We start from the raw sequence: 21,886 nt of genomic DNA, 5'->3' as shown, positions 1-21,886 counted from the left end.
GCTCAGACCGTCCCGGCTTTGCCATGAAACGCTTGCCCCAACACCGCCAACCGCTCTGCCAACGGCGGCAAGCACTGACTGCTGCGAGTCAGGATGCCAATGTTGTCGGCGTTGCGCTCAGCCACGGCCTGGACGCTCTGCAAGCGCTCATTGATACCCATCGATGCCTTGGATTGTTCCTGGGTGGTAGTGGCGATCAGGTCGTTGAAATGGTTGATCACTGCGATGTCTTCCACCACGGCGTGGAGCAGTTGTGAAGCGAGTTGGCTGGCGGACACGCAGCGCGCCACTCCATCGCGGCTGTCTTGCATGGCGACAGCGGCCTGGCGACTGCCCTGCTGCAGCTTGGCGATGATCTGCTGGATCTCGGTGGTGGACGTCGAGGTCTTCTGTGACAGGGTCCGGACTTCGTCGGCCACCACCGCGAAGCCGCGGCCCTGCTCACCGGCCCGGGCGGCCTCGATGGCGGCGTTGAGGGCCAGCAGGTTGGTCTGCTCGGCAATGCCGTTGATCACATCCTGCACCTGGCCGATCTGTTGCGCCTGTTCAGCCAGGACTTGCACGGTTTCGTTGGTCAGGTTGATGCGCCCTGCCAGCTCGACGATCTCTTCTCGCGTCTGGTCAACCGTGCTGCGCCCGCGGTTGACCTGTTCGTTGGCCTGGCCGGCGCGCTGCAAGGTCTGGTCGACATGGCCGGCAATGTTCTCCATGGCCTGGACCAGATGGCTGATCGCGCCGCTCATCTGTGCCACTTCGTCGAGTTGGTGGCGGGCGCCGGTTTCCAGGGTCTGGCCGACCTGGGACAGGTCCTGGCCCAGGTCCGAGAGGTTTCGGGTGTCGCGTACCACGCCGTCCACCAGTTGGGTGACCTGCTGGAGGAAATGATCGAAACGCTCGCTCGAGGAGACCTTGACGCCCTCGCTGTGCTGCCTGCCAGCGTCGTTGCTCAATTGCGCGGCCGCCACCAGAACCTTATCGAGCACATCCTGGTTTTCCGTGGCGTCGGCCAGGCTCTGGTTCGCCAGGTAAATCAGGATCACACTTTCCACCACCACGTAGAACGCGTGGAGAAAGATCATCGACCAGCCACCGTGGGCATCCATCACGAACACCGGATAACCCTGGTGTTGGAGCCAGTGAAAACCGAGGTGATGAACCGCAATGGTGGCGGCGGCCACGACAATTGGCAGCCAGTCACGGTAGAACGTCAACACGGCCAGCAGCACGAAAATCCCGAAGTGGAATTCGATCATGCCCCGGGTCTGGTTGATGTGCAATGCCGCCATGACCATCAACGCCACCGCGATAATGCAGCGCATGGCCCGGGTGCCGGCCAAGGCGCGATAAAGCGCGGTGCTCGCCACGCAGGTTGTCGCCCCCACCAGCAGCGCCTGGGTAAACGTCGAGTGCAGGAATGCCAGGCTCAGGGAATACAACAACGTGAGCCAAAGCAGCCCCAACATGATGCGATCGGCTTTACGGTGGTGATCGTTAAAGCGCACGGGCGATGTCATGGGGTCGTCCTTTTCAGAGACTTGGAGGGTCCGTTACCAATGCCGTTCACGTCTTGGCGGCGTATCGAGATGGAACTGTAACTGATTATCATCGATTGGTGGCATTGCGCCACCAAGCTTTTCTCACTGACCTTTGCTTTATGATGTTCGCCATCTCATGACTGACTGATGGAACCCCCCATGACTTTCGATTTCGACACGGTATTGGAGCGCCACGGCACCGGCAGTACCAAATGGAGCCGCTACCCGGCCGATGTGTTGCCGATGTGGGTCGCCGATATGGACTTCCCCGCCCCACCCGTGATCATCGACGCGCTGCACAAGCGCCTGGAACATCCGATGCTGGGCTACAGCGTGGCCCAGGACGATCTGCGTGCCGCCATCGTGGCCGACCTGTGGAGCAAGTACGCCTGGCGCGTCGAGCCCCAGCAGATTGTGTTCCTGCCGGGTGTCGAACCGGGTTTCAACATGGCGCTGCATGCCTTGGTAGAACCCCAGCAGAATGTCGTGGTGCAGGTGCCCAACTACCCGCCGCTGCGCAACGCACCGGGTCACTGGCAGTTGAACAAAGTGGAATTGCCATTCAACCCGGTCAACGGTGAATTCCACACGCCATTGGCGGCATTGCGCGAAGCATTGCAGGGCGGTGGCGCGCTGTTGCTGAGCAATCCTCACAACCCGTTGGGCAAGGTGTTTGACCGCCAGGAACTCAAGGCCGTGGCAGACATTTGCCTGGAGCAGGACGCTTGGATCATCTCCGATGAAATCCATGCCGAACTGTGTTTCGACGGCCGCGTGCACATTCCGACCGCCTCCCTCAGCCCGGAGATTGCCGAGCGCACCATCACCCTGATGTCCGCCAGCAAGGCCTTCAATATTGCCGGGTTGAAAACCTCGTTCGCCATTATCCAGAACGCCAAGCTGCGCGAACGGGTCAACAGCGCCCGGGCCGGCATGGTCGACAGCGTCAATGCCCTGGGCCTTGAAGCGACCCGTGCGGCCTATAGCGAAGCCGGCCCGTGGCTAGAGGCCTTGAAGGTGTATCTGCAAGCCAACCGCGATTACCTGGTCGAAGCGGTGAACTCTCGCCTGCCGGGCATCACCATGACCGTGCCCCAGGGCACTTACCTGGCTTGGCTGGATTGCTCCGGGCTGGGGCTGGATGACCCGCAGGGCTTCTTCCTGAAAGAAGCCAAGGTCGGGCTTAGCGCCGGCCTGGATTTTGGCGACGATGCCGGTCAGTTCGTGCGCCTGAACTTCGGCTGCCCGCGAGAGCTGCTGGAGGAAGGGATTGCGCGGATGGAGCGCAGCCTGAAAACCAGGGGCTGATCCAACAGGCGCCAACAATCCATTGTGGCGAGGGGATAAATCCCCTCGCCACAACAGTTACTCATGCATATCCGGCGCATGGACAAAGCACAGCTTGTTCCCCTCCGGATCGCGGCAATACGCCCCGAAATAGCCTTCGCAATACTGAGGCCTCGGGCCGGGTGGGCCTTCGTCGATACCGCCCATGGCCATCGCCTGCTCCCAGGCGGCGCGGACGGTTTGCGGCGAGTCGGCGGCGAAGCTCACTTGCATGCCATTGCCCCAGGTGGCGGGCAGACCGTTGAATGGCAGCTGGACGAAAACCTGCGGCCAATGCTTGCCGGGCCGCTGCCAACCCTCCCCCGGCGGGCCCGAGTCGTGTTCACCCTCGATACGCTCCAGACCCAGGCAGCCGAGGACTGCGTCATAAAAAGCGACCATTTTCGGCAGGTCACGCGCACCGATCTGTATATGGCTGAACATTGTCCTGCTCCTTATCGAAACCCGTACTTTCATTGAAGCGTACAGCTTCATCCAGTGTTCGTCGCAGCGCTCTATTCACCGACGAAACGCCTGTCATCACGCTCATCGACTGGCAAGAAAATCCGACCGAACTCTGCCCGAAACCTCACAGTCCACCCTCCATCGCAACCAAGCCTGGAGAACGACAATGGTCGAATACCCTTTCCCACCTTTCCCGAAACAAAGCCAACCGGTGCCCGGCAGCCAACGGAAAATGGATCCCTACCCGGATTGCGGCGAACAGAGCTACACCAGCTCCGGACGACTGGCGAACAAGATCGCCCTGATCACTGGCGCGGACAGTGGCATCGGTCGCGCCGTCGCCATTGCCTTTGCCCGTGAAGGCGCGGACGTGGCGATTGCCTATCTGGACGAGCATGAAGACGCCAAGGAAACCGCGCGCTGGGTCGAGCAGGCCGGGCGCCAATGCCTGTTGCTGCCCGGGGACCTGGCAAACAAAGACCAGTGCCGCAAAATCGTCGATGACACCGTCGCCCGCTTCGGGCATATCGACGTCCTGGTCAACAATGCCGCGTTCCAGATGACCCATGAAAGTCTTGAGGAAATATCCGACGAAGAATGGGTGCGTACGTTCGATATCAACATCACGGCGATGTTCAGGATCTGCCAGGCCGCGGTGCCGCACATGAAGCCGGGTGGCTCGATCATCAACACCAGTTCGGTCAACTCCGACATGCCCAAGCCGACGCTGCTGGCGTATGCCACCACCAAGGGTGCCATCGCCAACTTCACCGGCGGCCTGGCGCAACTGCTCGGCCCCAAGGGCATCCGTGTGAACAGCGTGGCACCAGGGCCGATCTGGACGCCGCTGATCGTGGCGACCATGCCCGAGGAAGAGGTACAGAATTTCGGCTCCCAGACCCCACTTGGTCGCCCCGGCCAACCGGTTGAAGTGGCGCCGATCTACGTGCTGCTGGCCTCGGACGAAGCCAGCTACATCTCCGGGACTCGCTATGGGATCACCGGGGGTAAGCCGATACTTTAAGCAAAGCGCAGTGTTTTACCTGTGGCGAGGGAGCTTGCTCCCGCTGGGCTGCGGAGCAGCCCTCAGATCTCACCAACACCACGTTGTCTGGCCGTTGGGGGCCGCTTCGCGCCCCAGCGGGAGCAAGCTCCCTCGCCACAACAGCTCCCCTGCCACAAAAAGTGCCCAGCGACAGCGCTCAGGACTGCTCCTTGGCAATCACCGAAATTTTCCCATTGCGCTCGATGATCGCGAACTTGATCTGCTCCAGGGTCTCGATACCCTGGCTCGAGCGCGCCGCTTCCATGATGTCGGCTTCTACCAGCCGGGCATGGCGCATCCGCCCCCGGAGGATTCGCCCGTCCTCGACGATGATGGTCGGACCTCCGTCGATCAGCCGCGAAACCCACGTGGAGCGCAGCTTTAGCAATGAGAATCCGACATCGATGGCAATCAGCGTCACAATTACCATCAGCGAATTGGTCATCGAGAAATCGTCCCCCAACAAGGCCTGTTGAGTGGCCTCGCCGATGATCATCAACAACACGAAGTCAAAGGTGGTGAGTTCTGCCAGAGAACGTCGCCCGGCAATCTTGAACAAGATCATCAATGCCGCATACATCGCGGCAGCTCGCAGCACCGAATCCATAGGTCACCTAAGGAAAAATGAACTGATTGAAACTGATCGTCGCGCCGCCGGAGACCGCGATGCGGCTGTGATAGGTGCCAAGCCCGTCGGCGAGCAAAGACAGATGCAGGCTGGCTTGTCCCCGCTCATCGGCCTGGACCCAGAGTGTCATGCCCTGCCCCGCGCCTGCCGAGCGCACCGGCGTCGGTTGTAACGTTTGCACCTCGAAACCCTCCAGCCAGTCACCGCCCAACTCGACTTCCAGCACGGCGTTGGGTTGACCCTTGAGCCGGATGATCATGGGATTGCTGGAGCCGTTTCGGTGGAAGGCCTCGTATTCGACACCCAGGCTGGCGTCGTTGCTGTGCAGCTCCCGGCTGCTCAACGGCCCCTGGGAAAACAGCCCCAGCAAAGTCAGGATCACCAGCAGCACCAACACGTACCAGCCCACCCGTTCGAAGCGCCAGACCTTGTGCTGGAAAGCCATGTCTTCGCGCACCGGGAACTGGCGGCTGCGGTGGTCGTCCTGCTCGTATGGATCGGTCATGGTCTGTCCCTATCGACGCTCACCTGCCACGGCACGCTGGTGAAAGAACGGAAGTCGCTGCAACGCGTATTGCGCGGCCCACAATTGCACCTGGCCGCGACTGCCAAAGAACCGTTCGCAGCGGCTGAACAGCGCGCGTTGGCCGTTCACATCAAATGCCCAGGCAAAACACACGGTGCCGGCAGGTATACCGTCCTTGTCATCTGGTCCGAGCAGCCCGGTGGTCGCCACTGCGACATTGGCATTGGCGTCGCGCAAGGCGCCGAGGGCCATCTCCTCGGCCACTTCGCGACTGGTCAGATTGAAGGTATCGATGGTGCGTGGGCTGACACCGAGCAAGCGTTGCTTGGCTTCAGGGGAATACACCACATAACCGCTTTCGATCAGTGACCCGCTGCCAGGCACCTCGGCCAGTAACGTGACGATCTGCCCGGCGGTACAGGACTCGGCCGCGGTCAGGCGCAGGTCATGCTCACGTAGATAATCAACCAGGGTTTGGGCAGCAGTCATGGCAGAAGGTCCTTCAGGGATGCTGATGGGTTGACCCCTGCCGTTGAGATTCATTCCCTTTGTCGCCCCGCCGCACAGGTGCTGGAAATAAATGAAACCCCTGACTTTTGCTGTACCTCAAACCCATAAGGGCCTCATGCAGAGGCCGTCCCGATCAGGAGGTCGTCATGTCTGCGCCTTTCGTCAAACTGTTCACGCACCCTGAATTCGCCTGGACAGACATTCGCGAGCAGGAACAGGCGCATCCGCGCCATTACCTGGCTCATTTGCTGTTGCTGGCCCTGATTCCTGCGGTGTGCCTGTTCATCGGTACCACTTGGACCGGTTGGAGCCTGGCCGAAAACGAAACGGTACGGCTCAGCAGCGCCAGCGCTTTGCAATTGTGCACGCTGCTGTACCTGACCATCGTGGTTGGCGTCATGTTGATGGGACTGTTCATTCGCTGGATGTCCCGCACCTTTGAGGCGCGCCCGACGGTCAACCAATGCATCGGTTTCGCCGCCTACACCGCGACACCGTACTTCCTGGCGGGGATTTTCGGGCTCTACCCAAGTCGCTGGTTGGCGGTCACGGCCCTGTTACTGGCGTCGGCCTACTCGACATTCCTGCTGTTTGTTGGATTGCCCAAGTTCATGAGCCTCAGGAAAGAACAGGGCCTGCTGTATTCGGCAAGTGTCTGGGGTGTCGGCTTGCTGGTTCTGGTGACGATCCTGGTGGAAATGATCTTGCTTTGGTTCAACTACCTGCAGCCGGAATATCTGCGCGTGCCGGTGGGCTGAGCGGGCCGAATCATTGGTGGGAGCAGGCTTGCTCGCGAAGGCGCATTACAATGTGCTGGCCTCATCGCGAGCAGGCGCGCTCCCACAGAAGAAACGCGTTCACCCACGACAAGGTCGTCTATATGGCCGCCTCCTTCAGCCCCTCACCCACCGCTCCCGCCGGCTCAGTTCAGGCTTTTTTAAGAAAACTTTCTGCGGCAGCAGCAACCAGGCCAAGGCCGGCAGCAGAATCAAGGCGCCAAGCATGTTCACCAGGAACATAAAGGCCAACAAGATTCCCATGTCAGCCTGAAACTTGATCGGTGAAAACGCCCAGGTCGACACCGCCACTGCCAATGTCATGCCCGTCAACAACACCACTTTACCGGTGAACAAAAGTGCCTGGTAATACGCCTGGGCCAAAGTGTCGCCGGCACGCATTCGCGCCAGGATCACGCTCAACACATAGAGCGCATAATCGACCCCGATGCCCACGCCCAGTGCGATGACCGGCAATGTCGCGACTTTCACCCCCATGCCCAGCCCCACCATCAGCGCTTCGCACAGGATCGAGGTGAGCATTAGCGGGAGCATCGCGCACAGGGTGGCGCGCCAGCTGCGGAAGGTCAGCAAACACAGCAGACTCACCGCGCCGTAGACCCAGAACAGCATCTCGCGCATGGATTTCTTCACCACGATATTGGTCGCCGCTTCGATCCCAGCGCTGCCAGCCGCGAGCATGAACTTGACCTCCGGCATCTGGTGCCCGGCGATAAAGTTTTCACTGGCCTCCACCACCCGGTTCAAGGTGTCAGCCTTGTGATCGGCCAGGTAGACGTACAGCGACAGCATCGAGCAGCCCTGATTGAACAGTTCTCGCGGGGCACGGGTTTGCACGGCACCCAGTGCGCCGTCATTGGGGATCAGCTCATACCATTTGAAGTTGCCTTCGTTATAACCGGCTGTGGCGATCTTGCTCAGCGCGGCCATCGAGGTGGTCGATTCCACGCCGGGCAATTGCTCCAGTTGCCAGGCCAGCGCGTCTACCGCGGACAGGCTGGCGTAACGGGTGCATTGATCCTCGGGGGTCTTGATCATGACCACGAAAATATCCGAGCTGGCCGCATAGTTCTGGGTCATGAACAGCGCATCGCGGTTGTAGCGCGAGTCGGCACGCAACTCCGGGGCACCGGGGTCCAGGTCGCCGATTTTCAGCTGCAGGCTCACGGCAAAACCAAACGCGGCCAACAGCAAGCCAACCAACATGGCGCCAATCGCCCAGCGCCGTTGGGTGAACAGATCCAGCACCCGCCACAGGGGATGCTTGACCTGCGCCTGTTGCTCGGTGGTTTCCGCACTCAGGCTGCGTTGCGCCGCCGCTGGGCTGACGCCGATATAGCTGAGCAGGATCGGCAGCAGGATCAGGTTGGTGAAGATCAGCACCGCCACCCCGAGGCTGGCAGTGACCGCCAGGTCCTGGATCACCCGAATGTTGATCAGCAGCAACACGGCAAAGCCCACCGCGTCACAGAGCAAAGCGGTGATGCCGGCGGCGAACAGTCGGCGGAAGGTATAGCGCGCGGCAACCACCCGGTGGGTACCGCGACCAATGTCCTGCATGATGCCATTCATCTTCTGCGCGCCATGGCTCATGCCAATGGCGAACACCAGGAACGGCACCAATGCCGAATAGGGGTCCAGTTCATAACCGAGCAGGGCTAGCAGCCCCAGTTGCCAAAGCACCGCCGCCAGTGAGCAGGTCACCACCACCAGGGTACTGCGTGCGCAACGGGTGTAGCCAAACAGCACCAGGACCGTCACCAGTACCGCCACCACGAAGAACAGCAGTACCTGGGTCATGCCCTCGATCAGGTCGCCGACGATCTTGGTAAAGCCGGTGATATGAATCCGCAGGTCATCGGTCTGGTACTTGTCTCGCAACGCCTCCAGTTGCCGGGAGAACTCGCCATAGTCCAGCGCCTTGCCCGTCTGCGGATTGATTTCCAGCAACGGCACGAAGATCACGCTGGACTTGAAGTTGCCGGCGACCAATTGTCCGACTTCACCGGAGCGGGCCACGTTGGTCCGCACCTGCTCGAGGCTGGTCGTCGACCCATCGTAGTCGTCGGGGATCACCGTGCCGCCGTCGAGCCCCTCCTCGGTCACGGCGGTCCAGCGCGTGGTCGGGGTCCATAACGATTTCATGTAGGGGCGGTCGACACCGGGCAGTAGATAGAGCTCGTCGTTGAGCTTGGCCAGGGTATCGAGGTAGTCCTTGGTGAAAATACTCCCCTGCTTGACCTCCACGGCGATACGCAGCGAGTTGCCCAGGCCGCTCAACTCTTGGCGATTCTCCAGGAAATTGGCGACGTAGGGATGTCCGGTGGGAATGGTCTTCTCGTAACTGGCATTGATGCCGATGCGCGTGGCTTGCCAGCCGAGCACCAATGTCACTAGCAGGCACAGCAGGATCACCAGCGGTCGATGGTTGAAGATCGCCCGCTCAGCGAAGTTGCCTGACGCCCGGTCGAAGTCTTCCTGGCGGCCGATCACGGTTTGGGTTCTGTCGTCTTTCAAGTTTGACTCCTGTTGCACGAGCCGTGGCTCGATAGCGCTACACCGTGAAGTTTCAAGGTTTACCGGAGGCCCGCGGATCCTGGTCAGCGGCCACGCCGGTCAAGCCGACGCTGGCCAGGCTGCCGTCGACCGCCTGTTGCACGGCAGCGAGCGTCCCGCCGCTGCGGCTCTGACGCTTGTCAAAGCTTCGACCCTGGTCATGGCTGAATAAAAGTTCACCACTCTGGCTGGCCAACAGCAGGCCGCCGTCGCGCAGTTCGACGGCGCTCGCCAGTGTCGACTCGATACCGGTATCAAGGCGTCGCCAAGTGTTGCCACGATCCCCGGACCACCAGGCGTTTCCGCGCAAGCCATAGACCACCAAGGCCCCGTCGCGGGTGCCGAGCAGGCCGAAAAAGCTGCCCTCGTAAGGTGACTTCAAGGCCTGGAATGATTGCCCGGCGTCGGTCGAGCGCAACAGCAAACCGCGCTCCCCCACCAACCACAGATCGTTGCCCAAGGCGCGGATGCCATACAGGTTCAAGCCCTGCGGATTGTCCACATGCCGCATCCACGGCTGCCAGCTTCGCCCGCCATCGTCGGTACGGAAGATCTGGTTGTAGGCGCCCACGACGTAGCCGTGCAAACGGTCACTGAAGTACAGGTCGAGAAACGGTTTATCCGGTCCGTCATCGAGCATGCGCCGCGCCTGCGCCAAGTGGCTGGCACCGTCGGGTTGATTGACATCCCGCTCAGCAATCTGCACCGCCAAGGCGATGGCACGCTGACCGTCGAGTTGCTTTTGCCAGGTCTCCCCGCCGTCCCGGGTGTGCAGCACCACCCCCAGATGACCGACTGCCCAGCCCTGCTCGGCATCGACGAATTGCACCGCCGTCAGGCTGACGCTGACCGGCACTTTGGCCTGGCGCCAGTTGACTCCGGCGTCATCGGAGAGCAGCACGATCCCGCGCTCACCGACCGCCACCAGACGCTCGCCGGCCCGGGCCAGTCCGAGCAACACCGAGCGCTGGGCCTTGGCGGTCGGCAAAGCCGGCTGTTGCAGCACGGCCAATGTCGTGGCCTGTGCAACCAAGGGCACGCTCACCAACAGGCTCCCCACCAAGGCACAAACACCCCATAGCGGACTGCGGCGCGCTAAAAATTTTTCAACGTTCATATCGTTATTCCGCCCGGAAAATCGTAAGCGACCGCGACGAACCGCCTCCTCGCCACGGCCACCACTGGTTCAACGCATGTTTTCGTTGGCCATGGCATCCGGCGTGTAATAGGACGCCGAAGGTCTCGCGATCTTCTGGTACTGCACCGCCAGGTCATTGCTCGATGCGTTGAGGAAGTAGGCCCCGGTGTCGAGGTTGTAGCTGCCCCACATGACCTGTGCGGTGAGGACCGGCATATCCGGCGCCAGCAGCGTCAGCGAATACATCTGCCGGCCGAGCTTGCCCTGGGCGTCATAACCGTCGGCCATCAGGATCTGCCAGGAGTCTTCGTCGACGTAGTAGGTCCGACGCGGCACGACATGGCGCTTGCCGGATTTGAGCGTGGCCTCGACCACCCAGACCCGATGCTTCTCCCAACGCACCAGATCAGGATTGAGGAAGTTCGCCTTGACCAGGTCGTCGCTCTTGGCCAGCGCGGCGCGGTTATTGTTGTAGCCGACGATCAGCTCTTTCTTGCCCACCAGCTTGAGGTCATAGCGATCGGTAGGTCCGAACAGCATGAACGCTTCGTCGAACAGGCCGACGCCGGAGGTCACGAAGTCCGGCGTGTCATAGGCAATGTTCGGCGCCCGGCGAACCCGGCGCTGGCCGACCAGATACTGCCAGGCCGCCCGATTGGCCGGGTCCATGTCCCAATGGGTCATCAGGCCTTCGCCGGCCTTGGATGACGGCAACTCAGTCAACAGCTTGCCCACCTGGTACTTGCCCGCATAGTTTTCCAGGCTGCCGCCTTCGAAGTAGTAGGGAAACTGATAGGAGAACTGGGCCCGGGTCGCCTGGACTTTCTTGCCACCGGCGGTCATCAGCCAGGTATCGAAAGGCGCGCTGATGGTGTCGCCACCCTGCCAGGACAACCGGTAGTTCCACAGCACTTGGGCACCGTTTTCCGGGATTGGGAACGGGATACCACCATAGGCGTTGGAGACTTTCTCGCTGGCCACGTCCAGTGTGGCGCGGGTGGCGTTCTTGCTGGTGTTGTCATACACCCATTGTGGGGCGGCGGCCGAGCGATGGGTCGGGTACACGTCCAGACGATAGTCCGGGTATTTCTTCAATAGCAGCTTGGTCCCTTCGGCCAATTCGCTGGCGTACTGCTCCATGTTGGAAGCTTTGATCGAATACAGCGGTTTCTCGCCGGCGAATGGATCGGGGCGCTTGTCACCCGGTTTATAGCCGGGTGTGACCTGGGTATAACCGCCCTGCCAAGCCGGGATACTGCCATCGGCATTGCCGGCACGCTCGCCACCCAAGGGGGTCAGATCGGTTTTCAAGCGCGCGGCCTGCTCAGGCGACACCGCTGCCTGCGCCAGCCCCATGCCAGCAAGGGCCAGGGTCAGGACGCAGGTGTTCAGGAATGTTGTGTTCTGCATGGCGAATCCACCTTATTAGAATGAGGTTTTCACGTAGAGCGAGACGAAGTCGCGGTCGGCCAACGACTGTCCGTAACTGAAATTACCGTCCTCGCGCAGCCCGGCTTTCGGTGCGCCGAAGAAGTTCACGTAATTGAGGCCGACATCCCAGCGTTGCAGATAGGTGGCTTTGAGCCCGACACTCCAGTCACCGGAATGGGTGTTGCCGAAGCCGGATTTATTGACCGCCGATGAACGCCCATCGAGCACTATCCCCATGCCGATCGGCACGGTCAGGTCGATTCCGTCGACAATCTGGAAGTACGCCGGCTCGATCAAGACCCGCAGCGCCGTGGCATCGCGGGTGGTGTTGGAGTCCAGCGCGGCAGCGTTCTTGGTCACGCTCAGGGTGCGGTTCCAGGCCAGTTCGGCCAAGGCCGAGCCGCCGTCCCAGAACGCGGTGGGCGACAGCAGGTAGATCGCCGACAAGTTGGCGTGGGCGGTCTTGCCCCTGGCGAACAATTCATTGTCGCCACCATCGGCCGCCATGCCGGGGGTCACTACTTGCAGATTGCTCACCAGCGGCGCGTTCCAGCGCAGCGACGTTTCACCGGCAAAGTTGAACGGACCGTAGGCAGTGGAGAAACTGACGCCGGCGGTCTTGATGTCTTCGGCGTAGACCTGACGATAGGAACCCAGGATCGGCAAGCCGCTGGCCGCAGACGCCGGACCGTCCAGGTAGGCGTACAACCCGATCGGCGCTTTATCGTGATACTGGGCCGCGTAGAACCCCAGCTCCAGCTCAGTGCCGGTGGGTTTGTAGCGGATCTGCATGCCGCCCTGCCCCGAATTGCGCGGTTTCAAATCTCCGCCATTGACCGTGTCGTTGCCAAACACTTCGCGCAGTGGGCCACTGCCGTAACCGATGGCATCGACGTCGCTCAAGTAGCTGCCGGCGCCGGGCAGATTGGAACGTTCCCACTCAAACTGATAGTAAGCGCCCACCGACAGCTGCGGGTTGATCTGCAACTGCCCGGATATCTGATTGACCGGGCGCAGAATCTCCTTGAATTGAGTCCCCGGTACGCTGAGCAACTTGACGACATCGGTCGGCCCCTGGGCATTGGCAATGCCGTTGCCACCGTAGAACAGGCTTTCCCCATAGATCAGGCTGTGTCGGCCCAGGCGCGCCACGCCCTGGGAATCTTCACCGAGGTCACCGCGCAAGAACACGAAGGCATCGAGAATTTCCGCGTCGCGACCATGGAGCTTGCGGGTTTCACTGAGGAAATGCGGTTGCTCGCTGCTGTCGGTGTCCTGGTTGTAGATATCGTCGTACCAGGCTGCGCCGCTCACGCGCAGACCATAGTTTTGCCGGCTCAGGTCCATTTCGGAAAACAGGTCCAGGCGGTTGGAGACCAGGCCACTGCTGAAATTCTTGTCGCCCTGGCTCTGGATCGAGGGGTACAGGCCGTTGGCAGTTGGCGCGTTGACCAAGCGGCTGTCCTGTCCCTGCAGGCGCCAGGCCTGGCTGTACTTGATGGTGTTGTCCCAGCGCAGTTTCCAGTCGGAGTCACCCAGGTCCATTTGCATGGCCTGGACCCTTTCGACCATCACACCGGTGCTGCATAACGCCAGGAACAGGGCGCAATGCTTGAAACCAAAGCAATCTTTGAGGTTATCCATGGACGCTTCTCGTTATTGTTATTTTTTGGCATGGCTTTGCAGCCAACACGCTCGGGTAGCGGCTTGCACCGCCTTCTACGGCTGCGCATTCAGATGTAGGTGGAGGCCAAGCCACCATCGACCGGCAGGTTGACGCCGTTGATCCAGCGCGACTCGTCGGCACACAGGAAAGCGATCACCGCCGCCACCTCATCGGCGTAAGCAGGACGTTTCATGCGATGGGCATCGGCCTGGGTCCGGGCCTCGCCGAGCATGCTCACGAAGTCGTCGAGGATGGGCGTGAACACCGGGCCCGGGGCGACACTGTTCATGCGCACCGAATGCTCAAGGAACCAGGGTTGGGCCTGCAGGTAGTTCCAGACGATCAAGGCTTCCTTGAAGTACTGGTAGCAGGTCTGGTCCGGCACCGGGTGGTCGGCCAGCCAGGCTTGCGCGGCGGCAAAATCTTCGATGCGCGCCAGCGCCTTGTGCTGCTCCAGGCGCAACGGCCATTCGGCGCCGAGGATCGAGGCGATATTGACGATGCTGCCGCCAGCGTTGATGCGCGGCAGCAGCGCATGGCTCAAGTGGCGCAACCCAAGGTAGTTGACCCGCGCCAGCAGTTGCGGGTTGGCGGTGCCCGGCACCCCGGCAACATTGCACAGGCTGTCGATCCGCGCGGGCAGTTGCGGCAGCAACCGTTCGATGTTTTCGGCACTGCTCAAATCACCCTGCACAAAACCGTCCAGGGTCATGTGCGGCGCCTTGAGGTCCACGCCAATCACTTGGGCGCCATGGGCACGCAGCAGGCTCGCCGTGGCAGCACCAATGCCTGACGAGACACCGGTCACCAGCACAATCTTGTTATCGAGTTTCATGTTGAGTCCTCTTATTATTTTTGTGTACTCGCAGGGCCCTCAGCTCATCGGGCCCTGTAAACCTGCCTGTCAGAACGGGTAGACCGGCGCCTGGTCCTTGACCGTCACCCACTGCCATTGCGTGTATTCGTCCCAGTCCGCCGGGCCACCGACGCTGCCGCCATTGCCCGAGGCGCCGCGTCCGCCGAACGGGTTGATGCACTCATCGGCGACGGTCTGGTCATTGATGTGCAACATGCCGCACTGCAACCGCTCACCAATGGCCATGGCCCGACCCACCGACGGCGAAATGATCGCCGCCGCCAAACCGTACTCGGTGCGGTTGGCCAACTCGATGGCTTCATCATCGGTGGCGAAGCTGACCACCGTTGCCACGGGCCCGAAGACCTCCTCGTCGAAGGCCCGCATGCCCGGTTTCACGCCGCTGAGCACGGTGGCCTGATAGAACAGCCGATCGTGCTCGCCACCTGCCTCCAGCCTAGCCCCGGCGCGCACGGAGTCGCTGACGATGTCGTGCACCCGTTTCAACTGCCGCTGATTGATCAGCGGCCCCAACGCGGCTTCGCCCTGGGCAGCGTTGCCGACGGTCAAGGCCCGGGCTTTTTCCACCAGCTTGCGGGTCAGTTCTTCGGCGATGGATTCATGGGCGAGGATCAACCCGGTGGCCATGCAGATCTGCCCTTGATGCAGCCAGGCGCCCCAGGCCGCGTTCCGGGCCGCGAGGTCGAGGTCGGCGTCTTCAAGAATGATCAGTGGGTTCTTGCCGCCCAACTCCAGCGCGACCTTCTTCAGGTTGCGCCCGGCGACTTCAGCGACTTTGCGACCGGCGCCGGTGGAACCGGTGAAGGCGATCATGCGTACGTTAGGGTCGCGGCACAGCGCCTCACCGGCATCCGCCGCGCCGGGCAATACTTGCAACAGGCCCTTGGGCAGCCCCGCTACCTCGAATAACCGAGCGATGAGGAAACCGCCGCTCACTGGGGTCTGCGGATCCGGCTTGAGCACCACCGCATTGCCCGCCGCCAGGGCTGGCGCGACGGAGCGCATGGACAGCACCAGGGGAAAGTTGAAGGGCGAAATCACTCCGACCACGCCATGGGGCTGGCGCCGCGCATAGGACAGGCGCCCTGCCTCGCTGGGCAGGACCACCCCATGGGCCTGGGACAGTAGGCCGGCGGCCTGGTGCAGCAGCACGATGGCTTCGCGCACTTCATGTTGGCCCTTGAACAGTGCGGCGCCGGTCTCCCGGGCCACGTACAGCGCCAGTTCGTCGAAGGACTGCTCAGCCACGTCAGCGGCCTTGCGGAAGATCGCCGCGCGTTGCCGCGGGCCCAGCGCCGCCCACCCCGGCTGCGCCACGGCGGCGTCGCGGCTGGCCTTGGCAATGTCGGCGGAGTCGGCCGTGGCACAGCGCATCAGCCGCTCACCGGTGGCCGGTTCAATGATCGATTGCAGCGGACCCGAGGCAGGCACCCAGTCACCGTTGAAGACACATTCCGACTCGATCACCTGGGACAACAGGTGGCTTTTGGATGCAGACATTTAACACTCCCGGCTCTTTGTTGTTGTCATCGTTTGCCGCACCTGGAAGGTATCGACGCAAACGCCGTGCTAGTGCTTGAGCAAGCGCTGTGCCGGTTTTGCCTGCGGACCTTGATAAACCTGGCGCAGGGCTCTGGATCAATGGTCTGCATCGAGTACAAGGTTCATGGCGCCTCTGCCGACGTGGCCGTTGGCCAGCTGCCGCTTGTTCATTTGATAAAGTTATGCTTAATAACTATCTCGCCAGATGATCATTTCGATCACCCGCCATCAGGGGCATAACAATGAATAATCCCCACTGCCAGTTGCCGGATCACCGGATCGCCACCGAGCACTTCCGTCCACGGGGTGACAGCAACGAGCTGACCGACAGCAGTTCGCCCACGACGGCAGAACTCACCGCGTGCCTGTTTTTCTCCCCCGACGACGGCCGTATCTGGCTCAACGACCAGCGCATGTTGCTGCTGCACAGTTCATCCTTCGGTGCGTTGCGCCGGGAAATCATCGAACGCCAGGGGCTGGAGCAGGCGCGTGGCATGCTCACTCGCACCGGCTATTCCTCCGGTGCCCGCGATGCCCGGCTGATTCGCGAGCGCTGGCCCCACGCTGACGCCGCGGCGGTGTTTCGCGCCGGCACGCATTTGCACACCCTCGAAGGCATGACCAAGGTCGAGCCGCTGCATTTCAAGTTCGATGCCGACTCCGGGTTCTATGAAGGGGAATTTCTCTGGCACCACTCCTGTGAGGCCGACGAGCATGTCGCCGCCTATGGCACCGGGCAGGACCCGGTGTGCTGGACCGAACTGGGCTACGCCATCGGTTTCGTCAGCGGGCTGTTCGGGCAATTGGTGATCTTCCGCGAAGTGGAATGCCGAGGCATGGGGCACGAACGCTGCCGTGTCGTCGGCAAGACCGCCGAGCAATGGGGTGACATTGAGCAGGACCTGAATTACCTCAACGCCTCACCGCCGACGGTCGTTCCGCGCGCCGACACCCAAGCCGACAGTGTGGCCGGAACCGCCCCGCTACCGGACAGCGAACAACCGCTGATTGGTGCCAGCGCTGCCTTCAACGCCGCGACCCAGGCCTTGCAACGGGTGGCCTTGACTCCCGCCACCGTGCTGGTCAGCGGCGAATCCGGCGTCGGCAAGGAGATGTTCGCCCGCCAGTTGCACCAATTGAGTCGCCGACGCGATGGTCCGTTCATCGCCCTCAACTGCGCGGCCATCCCCGACAACCTGATCGAGGCCGAACTGTTTGGCGTCGAACGCGGTGCCTATACCGGGGCCACCCATTCACGCCCCGGGCGTTTCGAGCGTGCCCATGGCGGCACGTTGTTCCTGGACGAGATCACCTGCCTGAGCCTGGCCGGGCAAAGCAAGTTGCTGCGCGCCTTGCAGGAACGGGAAATCGAACGGGTCGGTGGCGGCCACGGCATCAAGGTCGATGTGCGGGTCGTGGCGGCCACCAACATCGACCTGCGCAAAGCCGTGGCGGACGGCGCATTCCGTGAAGACCTGTTCTACCGGCTCAACGTCTACCCCATCGCCCTGCCGCCCTTGCGCGAGCGTCGCGATGACATACCGTTGCTGATCAATGCCTTCCTCAAGCGCTTTTGCCAGGAATACGGCCGCACCCCGATGGGCCTGACCATGCGCGCGTTGAAGGTCCTGCTGCGCTATGACTTTCCGGGCAACGTGCGGGAATTGCAGAACCTCATCGAGCGCGGCCTGATCGCCAGCGAAGAAGGCCAGGCGATTGACCTGGTCCACCTGTTTCGCAATGAGCAACTGCCGGTGGACGCGTATTCCGTGGACCTGCACGGCGGTCTCTCGCCGATGGGCATGGCCGCCAACGACGCTGCGGAAAAACCGGCCCTGCTGCAGTCCCTCAGCCAGCTGGACTCGGACTTCTCCATTGACGGCCTGGAGTCACGACTGATCAACGAAGCCCTGCAACTGAGCAGCGGCAACCTGGCAGCGGCCGCACGCTCACTGGGGCTGAGCCGGGCACAGTTTGCGTATCGGTTGAAGAAGCATCAACGGGGTGTCCCGGACTAACCCCCGAACCTGGGGTCACCACAAATCCCCTGTGGGAGCGAGCTTGCTCGCGATGGCGGTGGATCAGCTGACATTGATGTTGGCTGTGCTGACGCCATCGCGAGCAGGCTCGCTCCCACACTGGTTTCTGGGTGACTGCAAGGTCTGTGTCCGACACAAATCCCCCTGTGGGAGCGAGCCTGTTCGCGATGGCGGTGGATCGTGCTCGTCGCTGGCTGTCCCGTCGAGGCCTCGGCGGGCTCACATGACCGTCTCCATCAAACAGGGGAAAAGGCGCCCCGGCGGTACTCGCTGGGGGTCTGGTTCATCTCTATCCGAAAATGCCGGTTGAAGTTGGACAGGTTGTTGTAGCCCACTTCAAAACAGATATCGGTCACGGGCATTTCACTCTGTAACAGCAAGCGACAGGCACGCTGGACCCGCAGCTTGCGCATCAGGTCAATGAAGCCGTGCCCGGTGATGCGCTTGAAGAATCGCGAGAAACCAGGCTCGCTCATGTCCAATTGACGAGCGATCACCGACAGGCGCAGGTCGCCGGTGAGTTCGGCTTGCAGGTATTCGAAGGCTTTATGGATGCGCTCGGAGCTGCGCGCATCGAGGGTCGGCGCGTAGCAAGGGCTCGCCAGGCTCAAGGCCTCGTCATCAGGGGCTTGGTTAAGGGTGTGAAGCAGTTCCAGGAACAGCGCCAACCGCGCCAGTCCCTGGGCCGGGCCGATGGCTTCCAGCAGCTGCGCGGCCTGCCGCGCAGTGTCGCCGCCGAAGGCCAGGCCGCGACGGGCGCGTTCGAACAGACCCTGCAGATCCCCCAGTTCGGGCAGGGTTCGGCGCAAGGTCAGCAGCGTGGCACCATCGAATTGCAAGACCACGTCGCGCCCGGGCAGGTACTCGCCCGGTGCCAGGTCGCCCATCCAGTCGTGGGGCAAGTCCGGACCAATCATCGCTACATGGCCAGGGCCGAACGGGCCAATGTAATCGCCCACCAGCAGTTTGCCGCTGCCCTGGCGGATCAGGTGGATTTCAAATTCAGGGTGATGGTTCCAGCGCGCCATCGGGTACGGGTAATCATGCTCGTACCAGCGAAAACTGTGTTCGGGCTCAGGCAGGATGACTTCCAGTTCGGCTGGTCGCTGCTCGAACAGGGGCGTTCGGTGATCAGGCATGTCGCGCCTCTTTTATCGTTATAGCGGGCACCTTACGCCGAGTGCGCAGCGGTTCGCCAGCCTCGGCCTGACCGGCCACCGATACTTTTTTAACCCGCACCTGCCGCACTCGAGGGCGTTAAAAAAGTATCAGCACACGATCCTCCCTGCGTTTGTCGGTCTCCACGTGCACTGCTGTAATCGGCTTGCCATTGGCGACAAACCGCTCAGACCGACGCCACGGCCCCCACAACAATAATAATTCTGCGCCCAGGCGCAGCTCTGGAGAAGCTCATGAAAACAGTGCCCAAGGCGCTTGTCATGTTCGCGGGATTGTCGTTTGCCCTGGCCGGACAGGCCGCCGAGACCCTCACCATCGCTACGGTGAACAACGCCGACATGATCCGCATGCAAAAACTCTCGAAAACCTTCGAGAGCGAGCACCCGGACATCACGTTGAACTGGGTGGTACTCGAAGAAAATGTCCTGCGCCAGCGCCTGACCACCGACATCGCAACCCAGGGCGGGCAGTTCGACGTGCTGACCATCGGCACCTACGAAACCCCGCTGTGGGGGGCCAAGCACTGGCTCGAGCCGATGACCAACCTGCCTGCCGAGTATGACCTGGAGGACATTTTCCCTGCCGTTCGCCAAGGCCTCTCGGTCAATGAGACGCTCTACGCCCTGCCCTTTTACGGCGAAAGCACCGTCACTTATTACCGCACGGACCTGTTCAAACAGGCCGGCCTGAGCATGCCCGAGCAACCGACCTGGAGCCAGCTTGGTGAATTCGCTGCCAAATTGCACCAACCTGACCAGGGCCAGTACGGCCTGTGCCTGCGGGGAAAGGCCGGTTGGGGCGAGAACATGGCGCTGCTCAGTACCCTGGCCAACACCTTCGGCGCCCGTTGGTTCGATGAGCAATGGAAACCGCAGTTCGACAGCCCGCAATGGAAGGCCGCCGCGCAGTTCTACGTCGATACGCTGAAAAAATACGGCCCACCGGGCCTGACCAGCAACGGGTTCAACGAAACCCTGGCGCTGTTCAACAGCGGTAAATGTGCGATCTGGGTCGATGCCAGCGTCGCCGGCTCCTTCATCACCGACACCAGCCAAAGCAAGGTCGCTGACCGTGTGGGTTTCGCTGCCGCCCCCATCGAAGTGACCCATAAAGGTGCTTCCTGGCTGTATGCCTGGTCACTGGCGATTCCCATCAGCTCCCGGCACAAGGACGCCGCCAAGGCGTTCGTGGCCTGGGCCACGTCCAAGGACTACATCCAGTTGGTCGCCCAGCAGGACGGCATCAGCAATGTTCCGCCCGGCACGCGCATGTCCACCTACAGCGACGCCTACCTGAACGCCGCACCGTTCGCCCGGATCACCTTGAAAATGATGCAGAACGCCGATCCGACCCACCCCACCGCCGAACCGGTGCCGTACGTGGGCATCCAGTACGTGACGATTCCAGAGTTCCAAGCCATCGGTACGTCCGTCGGCAAGCTGTTTACCGCCGCCCTCACCGGACAGATCACGGTGGAACAGGCATTGGCCTCGGCGCAATCGAGTACCGAGCGGGAGATGAAGCGGGCTGGCTATACAAAGCAATAACGACTGGTACCCGCCCCGTGGCTAGAAAGTTCGCCCCTCTGTGGGAGCAAAGCTTGCTCGCGATACAGGCACCTCGATTTCTGAGAGACCGCATTTGCTTCATCGCGGGCAAGCCTTGCCCCCACAGGATTTTTTTCGTACTTCGAAAAGGACAACCCCATGAAACGACTGGAAGGAAAAAGTGCCCTGGTGACCGGTGCCGCCCGTGGTATAGGCAGGACGTTCGCCCAGGCCTATCTCAACGAGGGCGCCACAGTGGCGATCGCCGATATCGACCTGGAGCGGGCGCAGGCCACCGCCGCCGAACTGGGCGACAGCGCCTACGCGGTCAAAATGGACGTGACGGACCAGGCTTCGATCGACCAGGCCATCGAGGCCGTGGTGGCCCGGGTGGGCAAGCTGGATATCCTGATCAACAACGCCGCGCTGTTCGACCTGGCGCCCATCGTGGAAATCACCCGCCAGAGCTACGAGCGGCTGTTTTCCATCAACGTCGCCGGCACGCTGTTCACCCTGCAAGCGGCGGCGCGGCAGATGATCCGCCAGGGCCATGGCGGCCGGATCATCAACATGGCCAGCCAGGCCGGTCGGCGTGGCGAAGCGCTGGTCGGTGTCTATTGCGCCACCAAGGCAGCGGTGATCAGCCTGACCCAGTCCGCCGGGCTGGATCTGATCAAGCATCGGATCAACGTCAACGCCATCGCCCCCGGCGTGGTGGATGGCGAGCATTGGGATGGTGTGGATGCGCTGTTCGCCCGCCACGAAAACCTGCCGCTGGGGGAAAAGAAGCGCCAGGTCGGGCAGCAGGTGCCCTATGGCCGGATGGGCACCGCGGAGGACCTCACCGGCATGGCGATTTTCCTGGCCTCGGCGGAGAGCGAATACGTGGTGGCGCAGACGTATAACGTCGATGGCGGTAACTGGATGAGCTGATAATCTGGGTTTTTATGGCCTTGAAACGACGGAAATGGACTTATTCGCTTGAAAATTGATCCCACTACTGAGGATTGTCCCGAACGGTACCCGACGGTGCCGTTCCAAGGGATTTCAAGAGAGCGTGAATACCGTTGCCCCAGCGG

18 protein-coding genes are annotated in these 21,886 nt (G+C 61.6%); 6 read left to right on the top strand and 12 right to left on the bottom strand.

Annotated elements, in window-relative coordinates; translation table 11 throughout:
• Positions 1-2: 2 nt before the first annotated feature.
• Positions 3-1,514: a methyl-accepting chemotaxis protein gene (locus HU749_RS15565; RefSeq protein WP_186650126.1), complete on the bottom strand. Its 1,512-nt coding sequence runs from the start codon at positions 1,512-1,514 to the stop codon at positions 3-5.
• A gap of 180 nt (positions 1,515-1,694) precedes the next feature.
• Between HU749_RS15565 and HU749_RS15560 the strand changes: the two genes are divergently transcribed.
• The gene (locus tag HU749_RS15560; RefSeq protein WP_186650124.1) at positions 1,695-2,843 is read left to right on the top strand and encodes a MalY/PatB family protein; all 1,149 of its coding nucleotides are present in this window, start codon (positions 1,695-1,697) and stop codon (positions 2,841-2,843) included.
• Positions 2,844-2,900: 57 nt separating this feature from the next.
• On the opposite strand, the gene HU749_RS15555 is transcribed toward HU749_RS15560, so the two are convergent.
• Entirely contained in the window at positions 2,901-3,305 is a 405-nt protein-coding gene (locus HU749_RS15555; RefSeq protein WP_018604023.1) for a VOC family protein, read from the bottom strand.
• Positions 3,306-3,492: 187 nt separating this feature from the next.
• Here HU749_RS15555 and HU749_RS15550 point away from each other — a divergent pair, with 187 nt between their 5' ends.
• Complete coding sequence (locus tag HU749_RS15550; protein WP_186650122.1) at positions 3,493-4,350, top strand: SDR family oxidoreductase; 858 nt, start codon at positions 3,493-3,495, stop codon at positions 4,348-4,350.
• 178 nt (positions 4,351-4,528) lie between these two features.
• On the opposite strand, the gene HU749_RS15545 is transcribed toward HU749_RS15550, so the two are convergent.
• Genes HU749_RS15545 through HU749_RS15535 form a run of 3 tightly spaced genes read right to left on the bottom strand, consistent with a single transcriptional unit; the run spans position 4,529 to position 6,014 of the window.
• A complete protein-coding gene (locus HU749_RS15545; protein ID WP_046062391.1) occupies positions 4,529-4,978 on the bottom strand; it encodes a DUF421 domain-containing protein in 450 nt (149 codons plus the stop codon).
• Positions 4,979-4,985: 7 nt separating this feature from the next.
• Complete coding sequence (locus tag HU749_RS15540; RefSeq protein ID WP_046062390.1) at positions 4,986-5,504, bottom strand: hypothetical protein; 519 nt, start codon at positions 5,502-5,504, stop codon at positions 4,986-4,988.
• A gap of 9 nt (positions 5,505-5,513) precedes the next feature.
• Positions 5,514-6,014, bottom strand: a complete 501-nt coding sequence (locus HU749_RS15535) for a CinA family protein (RefSeq protein ID WP_079303410.1) — start codon at positions 6,012-6,014, stop codon at positions 5,514-5,516.
• Between the two features lie 167 nt (positions 6,015-6,181).
• On the opposite strand from HU749_RS15535, the gene HU749_RS15530 reads away from it, so the two are divergent.
• Positions 6,182-6,793, top strand: coding sequence for a Yip1 family protein (locus tag HU749_RS15530; RefSeq protein WP_079303411.1), 612 nt, complete (start codon positions 6,182-6,184; stop codon positions 6,791-6,793).
• 135 nt (positions 6,794-6,928) lie between these two features.
• On the opposite strand, the gene HU749_RS15525 is transcribed toward HU749_RS15530, so the two are convergent.
• From HU749_RS15525 to HU749_RS15500, 6 genes are all read right to left on the bottom strand, one after another.
• Complete coding sequence (locus HU749_RS15525; RefSeq protein WP_079303412.1) at positions 6,929-9,349, bottom strand: efflux RND transporter permease subunit; 2,421 nt, start codon at positions 9,347-9,349, stop codon at positions 6,929-6,931.
• Positions 9,350-9,401: 52 nt separating this feature from the next.
• A complete protein-coding gene (locus tag HU749_RS15520; RefSeq protein ID WP_186650120.1) occupies positions 9,402-10,505 on the bottom strand; it encodes a WD40/YVTN/BNR-like repeat-containing protein in 1,104 nt (367 codons plus the stop codon).
• A gap of 69 nt (positions 10,506-10,574) precedes the next feature.
• Positions 10,575-11,936 (bottom strand): DUF1329 domain-containing protein, encoded by a 1,362-nt coding sequence (locus HU749_RS15515; protein ID WP_079303414.1) that lies wholly within the window; start codon positions 11,934-11,936, stop codon positions 10,575-10,577.
• 15 nt (positions 11,937-11,951) lie between these two features.
• Positions 11,952-13,601 (bottom strand): DUF1302 domain-containing protein, encoded by a 1,650-nt coding sequence (locus tag HU749_RS15510; RefSeq protein ID WP_095962729.1) that lies wholly within the window; start codon positions 13,599-13,601, stop codon positions 11,952-11,954.
• Positions 13,602-13,690: 89 nt separating this feature from the next.
• Entirely contained in the window at positions 13,691-14,458 is a 768-nt protein-coding gene (locus tag HU749_RS15505; RefSeq protein WP_095962728.1) for a coniferyl-alcohol dehydrogenase, read from the bottom strand.
• 69 nt (positions 14,459-14,527) lie between these two features.
• Positions 14,528-16,000 carry a benzaldehyde dehydrogenase gene (locus HU749_RS15500; RefSeq protein ID WP_079303416.1) on the bottom strand — a complete coding sequence of 491 codons (1,473 nt, stop codon included), beginning with the start codon at positions 15,998-16,000 and terminating at the stop codon, positions 14,528-14,530.
• 284 nt (positions 16,001-16,284) lie between these two features.
• Between HU749_RS15500 and HU749_RS15495 the strand changes: the two genes are divergently transcribed.
• Entirely contained in the window at positions 16,285-18,060 is a 1,776-nt protein-coding gene (locus HU749_RS15495) for a sigma-54-dependent Fis family transcriptional regulator (RefSeq protein WP_095962727.1), read from the top strand.
• A gap of 257 nt (positions 18,061-18,317) precedes the next feature.
• On the opposite strand, the gene HU749_RS15490 is transcribed toward HU749_RS15495, so the two are convergent.
• A complete protein-coding gene (locus tag HU749_RS15490) occupies positions 18,318-19,220 on the bottom strand; it encodes a helix-turn-helix domain-containing protein (protein WP_079303418.1) in 903 nt (300 codons plus the stop codon).
• Positions 19,221-19,493: 273 nt separating this feature from the next.
• Here HU749_RS15490 and HU749_RS15485 point away from each other — a divergent pair, with 273 nt between their 5' ends.
• Positions 19,494-20,807: an ABC transporter substrate-binding protein gene (locus tag HU749_RS15485; RefSeq protein ID WP_186650117.1), complete on the top strand. Its 1,314-nt coding sequence runs from the start codon at positions 19,494-19,496 to the stop codon at positions 20,805-20,807.
• A gap of 159 nt (positions 20,808-20,966) precedes the next feature.
• Entirely contained in the window at positions 20,967-21,740 is a 774-nt protein-coding gene (locus tag HU749_RS15480; protein ID WP_095974723.1) for an L-iditol 2-dehydrogenase, read from the top strand.
• The last annotated feature ends 146 nt before the right edge of the window (positions 21,741-21,886 follow it).

The sequence above is a fragment of the Pseudomonas ogarae genome, from assembly GCF_014268695.2.
Classification (GTDB): domain Bacteria; phylum Pseudomonadota; class Gammaproteobacteria; order Pseudomonadales; family Pseudomonadaceae; genus Aquipseudomonas; species Aquipseudomonas kilonensis.
This window is presented reverse-complemented; position numbering and strand designations above follow the sequence as displayed.

Bases quoted from the DNA above. Each gene is read 5' to 3' on its own strand.
- HU749_RS15490 (WP_079303418.1), bottom strand. From the start codon at position 19,220: ATGCCTGATCACCGAACGCCCCTGTTCGAGCAGCGACCAGCCGAACTG.
- HU749_RS15550 (WP_186650122.1), top strand. From the start codon at position 3,493: ATGGTCGAATACCCTTTCCCACCTTTCCCGAAACAAAGCCAACCGGTG.
- HU749_RS15515 (WP_079303414.1), bottom strand. From the start codon at position 11,936: ATGCAGAACACAACATTCCTGAACACCTGCGTCCTGACCCTGGCCCTT.
- HU749_RS15565 (WP_186650126.1), bottom strand. From the start codon at position 1,514: ATGACATCGCCCGTGCGCTTTAACGATCACCACCGTAAAGCCGATCGC.
- HU749_RS15520 (WP_186650120.1), bottom strand. From the start codon at position 10,505: ATGAACGTTGAAAAATTTTTAGCGCGCCGCAGTCCGCTATGGGGTGTT.
- HU749_RS15505 (WP_095962728.1), bottom strand. From the start codon at position 14,458: ATGAAACTCGATAACAAGATTGTGCTGGTGACCGGTGTCTCGTCAGGC.
- HU749_RS15560 (WP_186650124.1), top strand. From the start codon at position 1,695: ATGACTTTCGATTTCGACACGGTATTGGAGCGCCACGGCACCGGCAGT.
- HU749_RS15480 (WP_095974723.1), top strand. From the start codon at position 20,967: ATGAAACGACTGGAAGGAAAAAGTGCCCTGGTGACCGGTGCCGCCCGT.
- HU749_RS15530 (WP_079303411.1), top strand. From the start codon at position 6,182: ATGTCTGCGCCTTTCGTCAAACTGTTCACGCACCCTGAATTCGCCTGG.
- HU749_RS15510 (WP_095962729.1), bottom strand. From the start codon at position 13,601: ATGGATAACCTCAAAGATTGCTTTGGTTTCAAGCATTGCGCCCTGTTC.
- HU749_RS15500 (WP_079303416.1), bottom strand. From the start codon at position 16,000: ATGTCTGCATCCAAAAGCCACCTGTTGTCCCAGGTGATCGAGTCGGAA.
- HU749_RS15545 (WP_046062391.1), bottom strand. From the start codon at position 4,978: ATGGATTCGGTGCTGCGAGCTGCCGCGATGTATGCGGCATTGATGATC.
- HU749_RS15535 (WP_079303410.1), bottom strand. From the start codon at position 6,014: ATGACTGCTGCCCAAACCCTGGTTGATTATCTACGTGAGCATGACCTG.
- HU749_RS15540 (WP_046062390.1), bottom strand. From the start codon at position 5,504: ATGACCGATCCATACGAGCAGGACGACCACCGCAGCCGCCAGTTCCCG.
- HU749_RS15485 (WP_186650117.1), top strand. From the start codon at position 19,494: ATGAAAACAGTGCCCAAGGCGCTTGTCATGTTCGCGGGATTGTCGTTT.
- HU749_RS15555 (WP_018604023.1), bottom strand. From the start codon at position 3,305: ATGTTCAGCCATATACAGATCGGTGCGCGTGACCTGCCGAAAATGGTC.
- HU749_RS15495 (WP_095962727.1), top strand. From the start codon at position 16,285: ATGAATAATCCCCACTGCCAGTTGCCGGATCACCGGATCGCCACCGAG.